This window comes from Nocardiopsis sp. JB363 (assembly GCF_900143625.1).
Classification (GTDB): domain Bacteria; phylum Actinomycetota; class Actinomycetes; order Streptosporangiales; family Streptosporangiaceae; genus Nocardiopsis.
In genome coordinates this window covers 1-16977 of the sequence record NZ_FRFF01000055.1, presented here as the reverse complement: position 1 = coordinate 16977, position 16977 = coordinate 1, and the positions used below count along the sequence as shown (strand labels likewise).

The following is a 16977-nucleotide window of genomic DNA, read 5'->3' as shown; positions in this document are numbered from 1 at the left end:
TCTCTATTCGTCGGCAGCGTCAGATGTGTATATCAGACAGCCCCCGCCCCGTCCGCGGTGCAGATCTCCGAGATCGCCGACGTCGAGCTGGTCACCGAGGACGCTTCCTCCATCGCCCGACTCGACGGAAACCCCAGTGTCGCCCTCATGATCATGGCGACCCCCGACGGCAACACCGTCGAGGTCTCCGACGGTGTCCAGGACGTGCTCGAAGAGCAGTCCGACCTCCTCGGCGACGATGTCGAACTCGCCGTCGTCTTCGACCAGGCGCCCTTCATCAACGACTCGATCACCGACATGTTCGAGGCCGGCGGTTACGGTCTCGTCGCCTCGGTCATCGTGATCCTGGTCTTCATGCTGTCCATCCGCTCCACCCTGGTGGTGGCGGTGTCCATTCCGGTGTCGGTCCTGGCGGCCTTCGTCGGCATGCAGGCCTTCGGCTTCACCCTGAACATGCTCACCCTGGCCGCGATCACCATCGCGATCGGCCGGGTGGTGGACGACTCCATCGTCGTCCTGGAGAACATCCGTAGACATATGGGCTACGGCAAGGAACGGATGGCGGCCGTCAAGGACGGTGTCCGTGAGGTCGCCACGGCCGTGGCCTCCTCGTCCTTCGCCACCATCGCCGTGTTCCTGCCCCTGGCGTTCGTCGGCGGCATGGTCGGCGAGATCTTCATGCCGTTCGCGGTCACCAGCAGCCTGGCCCTGGCCGGTTCGCTCCTGGTGGCGCTGACCATCACGCCGGTGCTGTGCTACTGGTTCCTGCGGCCCGCCGAGGTCGGGGACGTCCCGCGTGAGGAGATCGAGCGCAGGGCCCACGAGCGTGAGATGCGCACCCCGCTCCAGCGCGCCTACCTGCCGGTCATCCGGTGGATCACCACCAAACGCAAGGCCGCCACGGCCGTCACCCTGGCGGCCAGTGTCGCGATCTTCGCCGGCACCATCGCCCTGGCCACCACCTCCGAGACCGACTGGCTCGGTCAGGCCGAGGAGAACAGCTACACCGCCATCCAGGAGCTCGAACCGGGTACCTCCCTGGAGGCCGCCGACGCCGAGGCCGTCAAGGTCGAGGAAGCGCTCGCCGGCATGGCCTGGATCGACACCTACCAGGTCAACGTCGGTGGCAACCCGATGATGGGCGGCGGGTCCGCCGACCAGATCGACTACACGATCACCGCCGACCCCGACACCGACCAGCTGCGCAACCGCGAGGTCCTGCGCGACACCTTCGCCGACCTGGACACCGAGCACGAGCCGAGACTCGACTCCACGGGCGGCATGGGCGGGTCCGGTATCGAGGTGCGGGTCACCGCCGAGGACCAGGCCACCCTGGCCGAGGCCGCCGGGTTGGTGGAGGAGGAGCTGCGCGACATCGACGGCGCGGACGACGTCACCAGCGGCGTCTCCGAGTCGCAGCCCTCCCTGGAGGTGCACGTCGACGGTGAGGAGGCCGTCGATCAGGGGTTGAGCGAGGCCGCGGTCGGTCAGACCGTCACCGCCGCCTTCAACGGCCAGAACGTCGGCACCGCCACCATCGACGACATCCGTCGCGACGTGGTCGTCCTGGTCCAGGACACACCGCAGACCGTGGCCGAGCTGGAGGAACTGCCGATCGCGACGCCCACCGGGCAGATGATCGAGCTCGTCGACGTCGCCGAGGTCGTCGAGGTCCAGCAGCCGCCGGAGCTCACCCGGATCGACGGTGTCACCAGCACCACGGTGTCGGCCAACCCGAGCGCCTCCGACCTGGGTGCGGTCAGCACCGAGATCACCGAGGCCCTGGACGGGCTCAGCCTGCCCTCCGGCGCCACCGCCGACCTGGGCGGTGTCAGCCAGGAACAGACCGATGGCTTCGCCCAGCTGGGTCTGGCGCTGCTCGCCGCGATCGTCATCTGCTACCTGATCATGGTCGCGACGTTCAAGAGCCTGATGCAGCCGCTCATGCTGCTCGTCTCGGTGCCGTTCGCCGCCACCGGTTCGCTGGGTCTGCTGTGGCTGACCGGAACCCCGGTCGGCGCAGCCGCCCTGATCGGCATGCTGATGCTCATCGGCATCGTGATCACCAACGCCATCGTGTTGATGGACCTGATCAACCAGAACCGCAACAAGGGCATGGAGCTGGGCGAGGCCATCGTCGAGGGCGCACGGCACCGTCTGCGGCCCATCCTGATGACCGCGGTCGGCACCATCGCCGCGCTCATCCCGATGGCCACGGGCCTGGCCGGTGGCGGAGCGTTCGTGTCCGCGCCCGTCGCCCTCGTGGTGATCGGTGGTCTGATCACCTCGACGCTGCTCACCCTGATCCTGGTCCCGGTCCTCTACCAGCTGGTGGAGGTACGCCGGATGAAGCGTGAGGCCAGGGCGCAGGCTCGTTATGAGCGTCGTCGTGACAAGGCCCGCGTCAAGGCGGGAACGGGCGCCACGGGCGAAGCCGGCGAGACGCCGCAGGAGTAGTCCGGTCGGAGTCACTGAAGGAGAAGGGGCGCCCCGCACACCGCGTGCGAGGTGCCCCTTCGCTGTGACGGTGCCGCGACACGCCCGGAAGCGGGGGTGGAGTAAAGCCCGGAAACCCCTGCGAATCAGGGGATCTCGGACGCTTCCTCTCTGTCACCGGGATGTCGATTTGTGCTATCCGCGCACTCCAGGCAGGCTTCCCCCCATGGATGATGCGAAGAAGAACCTTGAGGACCTGCTGCGCGACGAGCTCGGTGACGAGCCCTCGCAGGAAGCCAAGGACTACGCCCGACAGCTGTACGAGCGCTACAAGCTGCCCGCCACCGACCCCGCCGCCACCGGTACCGCCGCTCCCGCGAACCCGGCCACTCCCGCGCCCCCGAACGAATCGGTCTCCGGTCCGGAGGAGTGATCGGCCCCGTGATGCCTCCGTGGCACGGCGGCGCACGGAGTGACGACCGGTCGAAGCCGCTCCAGCGCCGTTCGGCACGGGGCATCCCGCCGTGTCGGCGAAAGGCCCGCATGGGAACACCATGAGGGCTTCCCGCCGCATGGCGAAGCACCATCTCGAACGCCGCCGGGGAAGGGGAGAACCCCGACCTGCGCGGCACTAGGACCGGTCGTCGCCGTCCCACTCCAGTTCGAACCACACCTGGCGGCCTCGGCCGTCACGTCGTGGTTCGGTGCCCCACTTGCTGGAGAGCGCCTCCACCAGGTCCAGGCCCCTGCCGTGTTCGGCGGTGTCGTAGGGGTCCCGGTGCTGGGGCGAGGGCGCCTCCGTCGTGCTGCCCAGGTCGCGTACCTCCACGCGGGCCCAGCCCGGAGCCAGCCGCACGCACACCTCGAACTTGCCGGTGGTGCACCCCGAGGCGCTGTGTCTGATGGCGTTGGTGGCGAGTTCACTGGTCAACAGTGTCGCCGTGGTCAGTTCCGGTGACTCGGCCAGGTGCCTGGCCACGAATCTGCGTGCGTAGGAGATCTGACTCGGCAGCCCGGGAAAGCGTCTGCGGGTCGGTCTGGAAATGGACCCCGTACGGGCGGAGCGTTGATCGCCGCCGTCCTGTCGGGTGGTGGCGTTCTGGGTGCTTCTGGACTCTGCCATGGGTCTCGCCGGGCGTTGGGAACGGTGGAGAGGGGCCGACGTCGACTGGTCGTGGGCCGAGGGCGCGGAAAGAGGGGTGGCGGTCTCACACATGTGGGTTCACTCCCCGGGGATGTGTGTGCGCGGGCAGGACTGATGGGAAGCCTGGCCCTCGGAGCGTCCGTGCCCGTCGCGGGTCACGGCGCTTGGTGGACACACGGGGCGAAGCCCCCTGGGTCAGGGAAGGAAGCGTCTCGGTATCGCCAGGAGTGCGGTACGAGGGCGGCGACATGTGTCGGCGGCGAAGCCGTGGGGCTTCACGCCGTGTGGTGGTGTGGCCTGCGGGCAGACCGTGGGTGATGGTCATGTGCGGTGTGCGGTGTGCCCTACGACACTGAAGGGCTTGATCGCGCTCAGCATACGCTCGGTGCCTCCCTGAAAACCCAGTCGACCTGGTCCGGACAGGGTAACCCTGCCTGAACTGGATAAAGGGGGGATGAAGTGGGCCGGGACGATGTTCGGCCGTCGGATCGGGACGGGGAACGGCGTCCTGGCGGACTCTCGCATCAAGATAACAATCAGATGACGTTGGGTCGAATTTTGCCACTTCGTCCGGTCTTGCGCGTGTCCCTCATCACACGTCAAGGTATGGGTCATGGCCGTGCCAACCCCCGAACCACTGCCCATGGGTCTCGGTGTCGAGATCGATCGTGCCGTCCGGCTCACCGACGAGGGCCACGTCCTCGTCGGCGGATCCCCGCCCCACGCCCTACGGTTGCCGGCCGAGGGCGTGAGTTCCGTGATCCGCTGGCTCAGCGGGGCCCGACCCGATCATCACCATGAACGTGTGCTGGCCCGCGTCCTCATCGAGACCGGACTGGCCCACCCCCGCCCCGAACCCACGGTCCCCGGAACGGACACCCAGGTCGTCCTGGTCGGGCACGGCGGCGACATCGACGTGAACGAACTGGACGCGACCCTGGGCACCCTCCATGCCGAGCACCCCCACGTGCGCGTGCTCGTGGTCGGGGTGAGCGGACCGGCCGAGGACCTGGCCCGCCGGCACGGCGCGCGCGTGGTCAGGGGCCCTGTGGAGGGATCGGCCGCCCGCGCGGTGGGTCTGTTCGCCTGTGACGCCGAATTCGTCGCCTTCCTGGACATCGGCGCCGAGCCCGGGCCCGGTTGGCTCCACACCGCCCTCGGCCACTTCGCCGACCCCGACGTCGGTGCGGTCGTGCCGCGCACCCCGGCCGCCCGTCGATGTCACGGAAACCTGGGCATGGCGGTCGCCGCTCTGTGGGCGCTGCGCTCCGATCGCGGCGCGGACCCCGCCCCGGTGTTGCCTTGGGGGCACACGCATCGAGGTACGGGACGCCCCGCCCCGCCCAACGAGCACGGTGCCTCGGTGCCCTGGGAACCCATCCGCGCGCTGGTGGTGCGCCGTGAACCCGCTCGGCTGGATCCCGACCTGGGGTCGGTCGCCGAGGTGGATCTGCTCTGGGCACTGGTGGAGCGGGGCTGGTCGGTGCGGTACGAACCCCGCTCCCGGGTGCGCGTGCCCATGCCCGTGGAACTCGGCGCCTACCTGGGTGCGCGTTGGGAGAGCGGAGCGGCCGGAGCCCCCTTGGCCCGACGCTATGGCCGACGCGCGACCGGGCCACAGGTCGCCCTGCCGGCCCTGGCCGGTGTGGCGCTGACCGCGGCGGGACGCCCCCTGGCCGGATTGACCGCGGGGGCCGTCGGGGCGGTGGCCACGGCCGGGACCTTATGCGCGGGTGTCGCGTTGCCGCCGGTGGACGCGGTGCGGCCCGCGTCCGTCGAGCTGGCGCACACGGCGCGGACGGTGGCGCGGGAGGCGCGGACGACCTGGTGGCCGGTGCTGGCCGGGGTGGCCGTGGGTGGTGCGCTGGCCTGGGCTCGTGAGCGTGCTCACGGCGATGATCTTCGCAGGGGACGGAGGGCGGGTCGTCGGGCGCTGGTGGCGGGCGCGGTGTTGACCGTGCCGCATCTGGCCTCCTGGCGACGCCGACACGGTGCCGCCGTGGTGGGTCCGCTGGCGTGGACGGCGCTGTCCGTCGCCGGAGACGCGGCGTGTTCACTCGGTACCTGGTGGGGCGTCGTGCGTTCCGGTTCGGTGGCCCCGCTGGTACCGCGTTCGCAACCTCCGGCGTCGACAACGTCTGTGGAGTCTCAGCAGGTGAAAGGGGGTTCCGTGGTCCCCTTGCGCAAGCCCGCATCAACTTCTTTCGTTAGTAGACGTTAACTTCCCTCACTCCCGGTGAGGGTTTTCGAGGGTTCGGGGGCCGGCGTGCGGAGCTTTCCCGGCACGTTGTAGTTACTCGGAGTAACATCAGGTGCCGTCTTTCGAGGCGGTCGTCACTCCAGTGAACGTTGCTTCGCCTGTGACGTGAGTGGCCGACGTTTTCGCAGATGGGCTCTTCGGAAAGCGCGATTCCTGTAAACGGCGTTTACGGAGACGATCCCCAATATGCGTTGTTTTCCCAGCTCAGGGCACGTTTGGTGACGGAGAGGGTTCAGATGTGTGCTATCTGTGCCGAGTTCGACATTTGAACAGGTACTTGCGTCCCAAATTGCCACCGTTGTCCTTTCTTGATGTGTCGGTTACCGGCAAGTGTCTCATCGTCACCCAGACTCTTGACATTCCGGTTACTGACCGTGAATCGGATGTCAGTGTGTTTCGTTGATCACTGGGGGTAATCCTCTCGGGGTCGGGGACACGATCGCTTAGCCGTTCTTACGGTCCGAGCGTGAGTGCAACCCTGCCCGAGCAAGATCACTCTTCGTGGTGGTGGATCACAACCACAGATCCAACGCCGGGCTCGGTGTGAGGTTCGGAGATAGTTTTGGGCAAGTTCCTGGCCAGGCGGCTACTGAACTACGTCGTCCTGATTTTTCTGGCGACGAGTTTCGCGTACCTTCTCGCGGCCACCAACCTGCAGCCGCGCGTGTACTTCGAACAGATGCAGCCGCCGCCGGCGCCCGAGGTCGTCAACGCCCAGCTGGACACTCTCAACCTCAACGACCAGACTCCGCTCGCCGAGCGCTACGTCACCTGGCTCAAGGGCGCCGTCACCGGTGACTTCGGTAAGAACATCCAGGGCGGCGACGTCTCCTCCCAGATGTGGATGAAGGCCGGGGTCACCCTCCGGCTCATCACCGTGGCCACCATCCTCGGCAGTGCGTTGGGCATCGCCATCGGCGCCTACGCCGCGGTGCGTCAGTACCGTGCCTTCGACAAGGCCGCCACCGGCGCCTCCTTCTTCGTACTGTCGATCCCCACCGTCGTCATCGCGATCGTCATTCAGGTCATCGCGGTCGCGATCAACGACGGGCTCGGTTTCACCTTCCTCAAATACGTCGGTGAGTACTCGGCGGGCTTCCAAGGCAACGCCTGGGAGTTGCTCCTCAACCGGATCCACCACGCGATCCTGCCGACCCTGGTTCTGTCACTGGCCCTGTTCGCCGCCTTCGCCCGCTACCAGCGCAACATGATGCTGGACGTCCTCGGGTCGGACTTCGTGCGCACCGCGATGGCCAAGGGGCTCACGCGACGCCGGGCGTTGTTCAAGCACGCCCTGCGCACCGCGCTGATCCCCACCATCACCTACTTCACGTTCACCTTCGGTGCCCTGGTCTCGGGTTCGACCTTCACCGAGAAGATCTACGGATGGCACGGCATGGGCGCCTGGCTCATCGACTCCATCTCCCAACAGGACGTCCACGTGGTCGCCGCGGTCTCCTGGTTCATGGCCGTCACCATCATGGCGGCGTCGTTCCTCTCGGACATCCTCTACGCCTGGCTCGACCCCCGGGTGAGGGTGTGACGATGTCCCGCACCACCGAACAGACCAGCATCCTCGCGCCCCACAAGGGTGCCCCCGCAGCAGCTTTGTTGGAGACCACGCCATGAGCACCGTCACCGAGACGACACCGGACGTGCCTACCGCGCCACCGGCGCCCAACCGGATGAAGGACATCGCCCGCCAGCTCATCGAGACCCGACGCGTCATCGTCGGCATCGTGATCCTGGTGCTGCTGACCCTTTTCGCCTTCCTCGGCCCGGTGATCAGTTCCTGGGGGGTGGGTGAACGGGACTACACCGCGCTCCTGGAAGGGCTCTCACCCGACCACTGGTTCGGTACCAACCGCACCGGCCAGGACATCTTCACCCAGACCACGGCCGGTCTGCAGAAGTCGCTGCTCATCGGTCTGCTGGTGGCTCTGATCTCGACCGCGATGGCGGCCGTCATCGGTGCCTTCGCCGGTTACTTCGGCGGGTTCACCGACAAGGCCCTCACCTGGATCGCCGACCTGGCCCTGGTGCTGCCGAACTTCGTCATCCTCGCCATCCTGTCCCGGCACTTCGTCGGCAACGGAGGCTGGCTCATCCTGGTCATCCTCCTGGCGGTGTTCAGCTGGATGGTCACCTCGAAGATGGTCAGGGGACTGACCATCTCGCTCCGTGAACGCGAATACATCCACGCCGCCCGCTTCATGGGCGTCCCCCCGCACAAGATCATCTTCCGACACATCCTGCCGAACATGTCGTCGCTGCTCATCGCGGACGCCACCATCATGGTCAGCGCCGCGATCATCGGTGAGACCGCGCTGAGCTACTTCGGGCTGGGTGTTCAGTCCCCCGACATCAGTCTGGGTGTGGTCATCGCCGACGGCGCCTCGTTCGCCACCACGGCGCCCTGGGTCTTCATCTTCCCGACGGTGCTGCTGGTGCTGCTGGTTCTGGCCGTGAACATGATCGGGGACGGGCTGCGCGACGCCCTCGACCCCGCCGCCAAGTCGCGTCGGTCCTAGGGGGAAGGCACACCAATGAGCACCGAGACCATCGTGGAAACCGAGTCCACGAACAACGACGACATGGCCCGTACCCCGGTCCTGGAGATCACCGACCTCACCGTCACCTTTCCCGGGATGAACAACAATCCCGACGTCAAGGCGGTGCGCGGCGTCAGCTACGCCGTCCACTCCGGTGAAGTCCTGGGCATCGTCGGCGAATCCGGATCCGGCAAGTCGGTCTCCTCTATGGCCGCCATGGGGCTGCTGCCCGAGCACGCCGAGATCACCGGTTCCGTACTCCTGCACGGCGAGGAGATCCTGGGCAAGAAGGACACGGAGATGGCCCGCAAGCGCGGCAAGGTCATCTCGATGGTCTTCCAGGACCCGCTGTCGGGCCTGACACCCGTGTACACCGTGGGCGACCAGCTCGCCGAAGCCTTCCTCGTGCACAACCCCAAGGCGGGCAAGGTCAAGGCCCACGACCGCGCGGTGGAACTCCTGTCCCTGGTGGGCATCCCCAACCCCGAGGCGCGGTACCGCTCGTTCCCGCACGAGTTCTCCGGCGGCATGCGCCAGCGCGTCATGATCGCCATGGCCATGGCCAACAACCCCGACGTCATCATCTGTGACGAGCCCACCACCGCCTTGGACGTCACCATCCAGGCGCAGATCCTCGACCTGCTCCGTACCGCCCAGCGCGAGACCGGGGCCGCGATCGTCATGATCACGCACGACCTCGGTGTCGTCGCCGGGTTCGTGGATCGACTGTTGGTCATGTACGCGGGGCGTCCCGTGGAGATCGGCAGCGTCGACGAGATCTACTACGGCAGCCGTATGCCCTACACCATGGGTCTGCTCGGCGCGGTTCCCCGTATGGACCTGGAGGACCAGGGCGCGCTGGTGCCGATCAAGGGCAACCCGCCGTCCCTGACCGACCTGCCCTCGGGCTGCCCCTTCGCTCCGCGTTGCCCCATCGTGCGGCCCGAGTGCGAGGAGTCCGAGCCCGAGCTGCTCACCATCGGTGCGCGCGCCTCCGAGACCGAGGGCGACCAGGACGAGAACACCGACGCGCAGCGTGTGGCGTGCATCCGGTCCGCCGAGATCGAGGCCAACGGATGGAACGCCCAGGACATCTACCCGGTTCCGGAGATCCCCGAGTTGGAGAAGGCCACGGGTGACCGGGAGAGTCTTCCCGAGGTGCTGCGGGTCCAGGACCTGATCAAGCACCACCCCCTGATGAAGGGTGCGGTCTTCAGGCGTCGCGTCGGCACGGTGTCCGCCGTGGACGGCATCGACTTCGACATCCGGGAGGGGGAGACCCTCGCCCTGGTCGGTGAGTCCGGCTGCGGCAAGTCCTCCACCCTCATGGAGGTCATGAGCCTGGACCGGCCCCAGCGCGGCAGCGTCGAGGTCATGGGCCGTGAGGTCGGCACGCTCTCCCGAAGCGAGAAGTTCGGGTTGCGTCGTGACATGCAGATCGTGTTCCAGGACCCGATGAGCTCCCTGGACCCGCGCATGCCGGTCTTCGACATCATCGCCGAGCCGCTGCGCACCCACAAGGTTGCGGCCCGGGAGGTCACCGAGCGCGTCTACGAGCTCATCAGCCTCGTCGGTCTGAACATCGAGCACGCCACCCGCTTCCCCGCGGAGTTCTCCGGGGGCCAGCGTCAGCGCATCGGTATCGCCCGGGCCCTGGCCCTGGAACCCAAGCTCCTGGTCTTGGACGAGCCGGTCTCGGCCTTGGACGTGTCCATCCAGGCGGGTGTGATCAACCTGCTGGAGGAGCTCCAGGCCAAGCTCGGCCTGGCCTACCTGTTCGTGGCGCACGACCTGTCCGTGGTCCGGCACATCGCCGACCGGGTGGCGGTCATGTACCTCGGCAAGATCGTGGAGATCGGTGACACCAAGTCGATCTACACCCAGCCCAGCCACCCCTACACCCAAGCTCTGCTGTCCGCCATCCCCGTTCCGGATCCGGAACGGGAACGGACACGCACGCACATCGTTCTGGAAGGGGACCTCCCCAGTCCCGCGAACCCGCCCTCGGGTTGCAGTTTCCGAACGAGGTGCCAGAAGTTCATCACTCTCTCGGAGTCCGACCAGGAGCAGTGCATGAGCGTCGAGCCGACGATCCAGCCCACCAACGGTGGAGATCAGGGATCCGCCTGCCATTTCGCGGAACGGCGGAGCGATCTTGTCTGATCCACGGTTCGAAGGCACGGCCGGTGCCGCCCCGCGCACCGGTCATACCATCCCTAGGAGGGAAATCCCCATGCGTATCGGGAAGGCGCGTTACCTCGCCCCCGCATTCGCGCTGGTGCTGCTGGCCAGCGCCTGCGCGAGCGACGACGGCCAAGACGAGGGCGACGCCCAGGCAGAGCAGGCCTCCCTGCCGGCCGAAGACCTCAACCCCGCGGACCGTGACGACCTCCAGGACGGAGGTGACTTCGTCTGGGCTCTGAGCGAATACGAAGAGCAGCACAACATGCACCACGTCCAGGGCAACAAGGGCGACGTGCGTCGTGTCATGGCCGCGGTCATGCCGTCGCCGATGCGTTTCGACGCCGAGGGCGGGTTCGCTCCCAACGAGAACTACGTTCTCGACTACCAGGTGAGCGACGACGGTCTCGAAATCGACTACGTGCTCAACCCCGACGCCGTGTGGTCCGACGGTGAGCCCATCACCTGGGAGGACTACGAGGCCCACGCCACCACCATGAAGGGTGAGCGCGGCAGCGAGTTCGAGATCCTCTCCAGCACCGGCTACGAGCGGATCGACGAGGTCGTCGAGGGTGAGGACGAGTACTCCTTCACCCTCAAGATGGACCAGCCCTTCGGTGACATGCCGGAGCTGTTCTCCCCCCTGTACCCCAAGGAGTACATGGAGGACGAGGAGCTCTTCGCCGAGGGCTACAACAAGGAGATCCCCGTCACCGCGGGCCCGTTCGGCAACGTGGAGTTCGACGACGTCGCCTCCCGCATCACCATCGAGCGGAACGAGGACTGGTGGGGCGACGAGGCCAAGCTCGACCGCATCATCTTCGCGGGCCTGGACACCAACGCCCAGTCCGGTGCCTTCGCCAACGGTGAGGTCGACGCCTTCTACCTCGGTTACGACGCCGCCGGCTACGAGCGAGTGAAGGACATGGAGGGCGAGGACGCCTACTTCACCCGCGCCGTCAACCACGGTCACCGCTTCACCGCGCTGAATGGCTCCAGCCCGCGTCTGGAGGACAAGAAGGTCCGTCAGGCCATCGCCCTGGCCATGGACCGCGACACCATGGCCGAGGTCGCCCTCGGTGCCGTGGACTGGCCCATCACCGGTGAGGTCAACCGCCTCCTGCGCTCCAGCCAGAACGGTTACCAGGACAACAGCGGTGACCTGGGTGAGATGGACCTCGACCGTTCCGCCCAGCTCCTCGACGAGGCCGGCTGGACCCTGGAGGAAGGGGAGGAGTTCCGCACCAACGAGGACGGCGACACCCTGACCCTGGCCTACGTGGCCTCCGAGGGCATGGACCTGGCCGTCGACGAGGCCGAGATGACCCAGCAGATGCTCGCCGAGGTGGGCATCGAGGTCGACGTCCAGCAGGTGCCGGCCAACGCGCTCTTCTCCGAGTACGTGACCCCCGGCAACTACGAGATGGCCACCTTCGTCTACACCGGCACCTCACCCTTCGTCTCCGACACCAAGGGCAACTACGGCATGCCCGTGGACGAGGAGGGCGAGAACTGGGGCGCCAACATCAGCCGCTACTCCGTCCCGGAGATCGACGAGCTGTTCGACCAGGTGGCGGAGGAGAGCGACCCGGACGAGTACGCCCGGATCGCCAACGAGATCGACGCCCTGCTGTGGGAAGAGGTCCTGACCATCCCGTTGTTCGAGCGTCCCGGCTTCTGGGTCATGAAGAACGAGCTGCACAACTTCGGTGAGTACGGTCTGGCCGCCGACTTCGTGTACGAGGACATCGGCTGGGCCGCGGAGTAACCTCCACGGTCGATTCCGACCTCCGGACGCGGTGAGCGTCCGGACGTCCTGAAACACCACACGGAGAGCCCGGGTTCTCCACCCGAGGGCGTCGGCCCCCCGAACCGGGGGTCGACGCCCTCGGCCGTGCGCGGCCGAGAATGGCCGGGAGTGGCCGAGAATGGCCGGGAATGGTCGGAAATCGCCGTACCCGCCTCTCTCGGGGCCTGAGAGAATCGGTACGATTCGACACCCCTGCCTCCCCGCTCGTTGGAAAGTTCCAGATGCGACTCCACCCTCTCGCCGCGGCCTGTCTCGCGGTCCTGCTGTGTGCGGCCCTGGCCTCCTGCACCCGTTCCGAGGACACCGGCGAGGACACCGAGACCCCCACCGGTGCTGCCGTGAACCCGGACCCGGAGGACGCCGACGAGTCCAGTCCACCACCGGGGGAGCCCGAGGAGGAGTGGCCCTACGGCACCCCCGTGGGATGGGCGGCCGAACCCCGAGAGGCGGACGCGGTCCCCGGCGACGACGCCTCCGAGACCGCGGAGGACGAGGACGGCGATGAGGCCGAGGATGAGGGAGACGATGGGGACGCCGGGGAGGACGGGGCCGATCAAGAGGGTGAAGAACCCACGGAACACCCCGGGGTGACCGGTGGCGCCGCCGGAGAGACCGTCACCGCCACGGACGCCGACACACTCGCCGAACACCTCGGCTCCGACGAACCCCTCGTGGTGGAGGTCGAAGGCGACATCGACCTTGACGGCACCATCCAGGTCGGCTCCGACAAGACCCTCCTGGGCGCGGGTGAGGGCGCCGCACTCACCGACGGCCGACTCGACGTGGACGGCTCCACGAACGTCATCGTCGCCAACGTCGCCATGGAGGCCGACGGCACCGCCATCGCCGTCCACGGCGGCGCCCACCACGTGTGGGTGGACGGTTCCAGCTTCACCGGGGGAGACGACGACGCCCTCGTCGCCGTGACCGACGGCGCCGACCACGTCACCCTGTCCTGGAACCACTTCGTCGAGGCCGAGGCCGCCGTCACCATCGGCTCCGCCGAAGACGACACCGGCGCGCTGCGGGTGTCGGTCCACCACAACTTCTTCGACGGCACCACCTCCCGGCACCCGCGCGCCCGCAACGCCGAGCACGTCCACGTGTTCAACAACTACTTCCGGGACAACCCCGAGTACGGGGTCAGCTCGGCCCAGGGCTCCAAGGTGCTCGTCGAGGGCAACTACTTCGAACGCACCCCCCTGTCGGTCTCCAGCGAGGACGACGAACCCGGAGACGTCGTCACCCGCGACAACCTCCTGATCGACTCCGAACAGCCCGAGCTGCGCGGCCAGGTCCCCGACCCGCCCTACGCCTACGAACTCGACGACACCGTCAGCGTCCCCGACCTGGTCACCGAGCGCGCCGGAGCGCTCTGAACCGGTCGGCCCTCAGTCCGCCACCGCGTGGTAGTCGTAGGTCTCCCCGTCCCCGTCGGCCGTCTCGTAGCTGAGCCGGCGGGGATGGCCGTCCTCGTCGACCCACAGGTCGAACTCGGCGTCCGGTAGGCGCGTCAACGTGTTGTGGCCGGTGTCGGTGTCGTAGCCGCCCATCGACGCGGGGAAGCTCCCCGAGTACCGGTACGCGGTGTGGGTGCTCGCCGGGATCCCCTCCGGACCCCGTGGCAGCCGCACCTCCTCGGTCCCCATCAGTTCCAGCCCCACGGCGGACTCCACCAACGCGTCCAGGGTGCCCAGGAGGAACTCCACCGAGCACAACCACCGGTCCGCCTCGGTGGGCGGCTCCAACCGGGTGAGTCCGTCCAGTCCCTTCTCCGCGGTCATCAGGTACCCCGTGCCGGCCAGCTCGTAGCGGAACACCTCCACGTCCTTCCCGGTCCGGTGGTAGTGCTCGAACTCGACATCGAGGTCCTCGCCCGCGCGCGCCCAGCCTCGGCCCGATTCCCGGCCCTGCGTGTGCTGGGTGTAGCTCACCTGCACCGAGGGCGAGGTCTTCAGTTCCTCCGCCGCTCCTTCCAGGAAGGCCTCCGCGTCGGCGGGGTCGGCGTCCCCGGGCTGCTCCCGGGGTGGCCGCGCCTGCGGACTCGGTTCCTCCACCGAGGCGGGCGTCCCGTGCGAACCGCCGTCGAGGGCCGATCGGGACACCCCCCAACCGCTCGCGATGATCGCGAGACAGGCCACGACCATGAGCATGGTCAGCGGCCAGTCGGGTCTGGCGGACGGATCCTGTTCCGCCGGTTCGGTGAAAGGCATCGATGTCGACACTGACAACGCCTCGCTTCTGCGGTTCGAAGGGGGGTGTACCGCTTACGGAAAGTACGACGCGGTTACTCACCGCTCCGTTCGAGTACGACACGCACATAATCCCTGCCGACACCGACGAAACGTAGGGCGTACTGGATCTCGGGAGACTCCAGATACCCCTGGAGGAAGCCGAACGTCTCCGTTTCCGCCAGGGCCCGCAGCAACCGCCGCGATCCGTGTTCCCACAGCAGCCGCACCGCGGTGCGCGCGGCCACGGTCGAGTCGAATCTGCCCCCGGCGAAGAGACCGTGCAGTTCCTCGGCGTCGAGTTGCAGGAGAGTGGCCTCCAAGAGGTCGGAGTCCAACAGCCCCAACAGGGCGAGCGCGCAGTCCACCCGGCCCACCGGGTCCGGGGTGGGCAGGCAGCGCAGGACCGTCTCCGCGATCTCCACCGGATCCCGGTCACCGAGCGGTGTGCCCTCGTGGCCGGTTGTGGACGACCCCGGGTCCAGCGCGCGCTCCGCCGCCGTTCCCCACGGCTCGGCCACCTGAGGCGCCACCACCGTGATCGTGGCCGCGAACGAGGCGATGAGGGTCAGGAGCGCGGCGTACTCCAACACCCCCGTGCCCAGGTCCCGCCCCGGGGCTGGGCGCCGATGTGTCCGGTCGCAGCGGCCGGGGTTCCACCGGCCCTCGCTCCGATGGGCGGAGCCGTTCGCGCACCGTGAACCGACCGATCGCGATGCCGGCCGAGCCGTGGAGCGTCCGGGATCGGACGTGCGTGGATTCCCTGGACGAGCACCCGCGCCACAGGCCGGACCGGCCCGTCGGAGGCGCGGATGAGTTCCGCTTCGGTTCCGGTGATCAGGGTGGGGTGCCTTCCTCGAAGTCGAGCCGGGACAGCGGTACCGGTGGACGGTGGTGACACCGCGAAGTGGACCTGGGTTCCGGAAGGTCGGATACGCCCGCCACATGTCCGAACCCGGGCGACGGGCGCACCGAATCCGGCATGCTGGTGTGCTCGCGGCGACCTTCCTCAACCACCTTCGGGCCCCGACCCGGGTCCGGGGGCGAATCGGGCGGTACCGGCAGCCGACGCACGGTGCCGGGTACCTCCTGGCGTCGGCCGGCCGGAGGCGACGGCGCGGCTTCAGGGACTTGAACGATCGGCGTGATCGAGCCTGTCGGGCACGTAGACGGCCCCGGCCCGACCCGCCGGCCGCGCCGGGCTTCAACCGGCCCTTGCCGGAGCAGGGCACCGGATGCCCCGGGCGGGCGACGCGGTGCCTTGGAGCGTCACCGGGCGCCTCCTGCGAGCGGTGACCGAGCCGGCAGGGGGCGCTGGGCACTCCGGCCGGGACGCGAGCATGAGCGCGCCGGCGCACACTCGTCCGGCGGTGGCTTGGGCCATCGGCCGGTCCGGCCGAACAGAGCCCGCGCCGCATGGGCGATCGGTGGGGGTACCGGTTCACGCGCCCGCCTCCCTGACCAGTCGGGGCGGACGCGACTCCAACCGGCGGATGGCCCAGCGGATCCGTTCGCGCTCGGCCCGGGGCGGGTCCCACCCCCGTTCGAACAGTGCGTCCCGCAGGCGACGCAGCAACCGGGCCGGTCGGCGTTGCAGGTCGTGCACTCCGATCGACACCACCAGCCACCCCGCCTCCGCCATCGCCCGGTGCCGCAACCGATCCCTGGCGCGTTCGTGCCGGGCGGAATGGTGAGCGGCGCTGTCGTACTCCACCGCCACCCGGTGGTCCGGCCAGCCCAGGTCGGCGTGGAACAACCCCTGGACGGTCTCCACCGGGCACTGGGTCCTCGGCCGGGGCAGACGAGCCCCGCACACCATCACCCGGGTCCAACTCTCCGCCGGGGACTGGCTGCCCGGATCGGACAGGTCCACCGCCCGGCGTAGCCGGGGCCGCGCACCGCGTGGATGCCGCGACAGCGCCTCGCTCAACCCCTGGGGGTCCACCAGCCCCAAGGCCAGGAACCGATCCAGGGCGGCCGTGGCGCCGTACAGGCTCTCCGCCCCATGGGCCACGTCCAGGGCCGTCCGAGCCGGCGTGGTCACCCGTACCCCCGCCACCAGGGTCCGGTCGCTCGGTGGAAGCAGTTCGCGGTGCGGGACCACCGCGTGCCGGGACACCTTCTCCACCCCGGGCGGCACCGCCACGTGCAGCCGTGTCCGGGTCGCCCTCAGGCCCCGTGGGTGCACGTCCACGCCCCACAGGTAGGCGGCGGTGCGACCGAAGGCGACCGCGTCCACCGACAGCTCCGCCAACACCGGCCGCAGGACGCCCAGTAGAAGGTCGCGGTCGGGAGGTGGTGCGCCGAGCGGTGCCGACGGTCCCTCCGGACGCCGGGTCGACGGGGGAGGGGCGCCGCGGGGG

General features: G+C 68.4%; 11 protein-coding genes. 7 read left to right on the top strand and 4 right to left on the bottom strand.

From position 1 onward, the window contains the following. The first annotated feature begins 2662 nt into the window (after positions 1 to 2662). Complete coding sequence (locus tag BQ8420_RS09090) at positions 2663 to 2869, top strand: hypothetical protein (RefSeq protein WP_087097399.1); 207 nt, start codon at positions 2663 to 2665, stop codon at positions 2867 to 2869. A 198-nt stretch (positions 2870 to 3067) separates the two neighbouring features. Here the strand turns inward: BQ8420_RS09090 and BQ8420_RS09085 are convergent, their stop codons facing one another. Continuing rightward, positions 3068 to 3559 carry an ATP-binding protein gene (locus BQ8420_RS09085; protein ID WP_235006012.1) on the bottom strand — a complete coding sequence of 164 codons (492 nt, stop codon included), beginning with the start codon at positions 3557 to 3559 and terminating at the stop codon, positions 3068 to 3070. 634 nt (positions 3560 to 4193) lie between these two features. Here BQ8420_RS09085 and BQ8420_RS09080 point away from each other — a divergent pair. The 6 genes from BQ8420_RS09080 (at position 4194) to BQ8420_RS09055 (ending at position 13762) form a co-directional block, all read left to right on the top strand. After that, a complete protein-coding gene (locus BQ8420_RS09080; RefSeq protein WP_087097397.1) occupies positions 4194 to 5801 on the top strand; it encodes a glycosyltransferase family 2 protein in 1608 nt (535 codons plus the stop codon). A gap of 601 nt (positions 5802 to 6402) precedes the next feature. Then, positions 6403 to 7383 (top strand): ABC transporter permease, encoded by a 981-nt coding sequence (locus tag BQ8420_RS09075; protein ID WP_087097396.1) that lies wholly within the window; start codon positions 6403 to 6405, stop codon positions 7381 to 7383. Positions 7384 to 7465: 82 nt separating this feature from the next. After that, complete coding sequence (locus BQ8420_RS09070; RefSeq protein WP_087097395.1) at positions 7466 to 8371, top strand: ABC transporter permease; 906 nt, start codon at positions 7466 to 7468, stop codon at positions 8369 to 8371. 15 nt (positions 8372 to 8386) lie between these two features. Beyond that, positions 8387 to 10555 carry an ABC transporter ATP-binding protein gene (locus BQ8420_RS09065; RefSeq protein WP_087097394.1) on the top strand — a complete coding sequence of 723 codons (2169 nt, stop codon included), beginning with the start codon at positions 8387 to 8389 and terminating at the stop codon, positions 10553 to 10555. A gap of 70 nt (positions 10556 to 10625) precedes the next feature. Continuing rightward, a complete protein-coding gene (locus BQ8420_RS09060) occupies positions 10626 to 12341 on the top strand; it encodes an ABC transporter family substrate-binding protein (protein ID WP_087097393.1) in 1716 nt (571 codons plus the stop codon). A gap of 263 nt (positions 12342 to 12604) precedes the next feature. Beyond that, on the top strand, positions 12605 to 13762 hold the full coding sequence (locus BQ8420_RS09055; protein ID WP_087097392.1) for a polysaccharide lyase family 1 protein: 1158 nt from the start codon (positions 12605 to 12607) through the stop codon (positions 13760 to 13762). Between the two features lie 12 nt (positions 13763 to 13774). Here the strand turns inward: BQ8420_RS09055 and BQ8420_RS09050 are convergent, their stop codons facing one another. From BQ8420_RS09050 to BQ8420_RS33140, 3 genes are all read right to left on the bottom strand, one after another. Then, positions 13775 to 14596, bottom strand: coding sequence for a hypothetical protein (locus BQ8420_RS09050; RefSeq protein ID WP_087097391.1), 822 nt, complete (start codon positions 14594 to 14596; stop codon positions 13775 to 13777). A gap of 74 nt (positions 14597 to 14670) precedes the next feature. Beyond that, positions 14671 to 15207, bottom strand: a complete 537-nt coding sequence (locus tag BQ8420_RS09045) for a hypothetical protein (RefSeq protein ID WP_087097390.1) — start codon at positions 15205 to 15207, stop codon at positions 14671 to 14673. Between the two features lie 848 nt (positions 15208 to 16055). Then, positions 16056 to 16977, bottom strand: a 922-nt coding sequence (locus tag BQ8420_RS33140; protein WP_304528887.1) for a type IV toxin-antitoxin system AbiEi family antitoxin, incomplete at its 5' end; no start/stop codon positions are given.

Excerpts from the sequence above, each read along its gene's own strand:
- BQ8420_RS09085 (WP_235006012.1), bottom strand. The coding sequence starts at position 3,559 with ATGGCAGAGTCCAGAAGCACCCAGAACGCCACCACCCGACAGGACGGC.
- BQ8420_RS09080 (WP_087097397.1), top strand. The coding sequence starts at position 4,194 with ATGGCCGTGCCAACCCCCGAACCACTGCCCATGGGTCTCGGTGTCGAG.
- BQ8420_RS09055 (WP_087097392.1), top strand. The coding sequence starts at position 12,605 with ATGCGACTCCACCCTCTCGCCGCGGCCTGTCTCGCGGTCCTGCTGTGT.
- BQ8420_RS09050 (WP_087097391.1), bottom strand. The coding sequence starts at position 14,596 with ATGCCTTTCACCGAACCGGCGGAACAGGATCCGTCCGCCAGACCCGAC.
- BQ8420_RS09090 (WP_087097399.1), top strand. The coding sequence starts at position 2,663 with ATGGATGATGCGAAGAAGAACCTTGAGGACCTGCTGCGCGACGAGCTC.
- BQ8420_RS09065 (WP_087097394.1), top strand. The coding sequence starts at position 8,387 with ATGAGCACCGAGACCATCGTGGAAACCGAGTCCACGAACAACGACGAC.
- BQ8420_RS09070 (WP_087097395.1), top strand. The coding sequence starts at position 7,466 with ATGAGCACCGTCACCGAGACGACACCGGACGTGCCTACCGCGCCACCG.
- BQ8420_RS09060 (WP_087097393.1), top strand. The coding sequence starts at position 10,626 with ATGCGTATCGGGAAGGCGCGTTACCTCGCCCCCGCATTCGCGCTGGTG.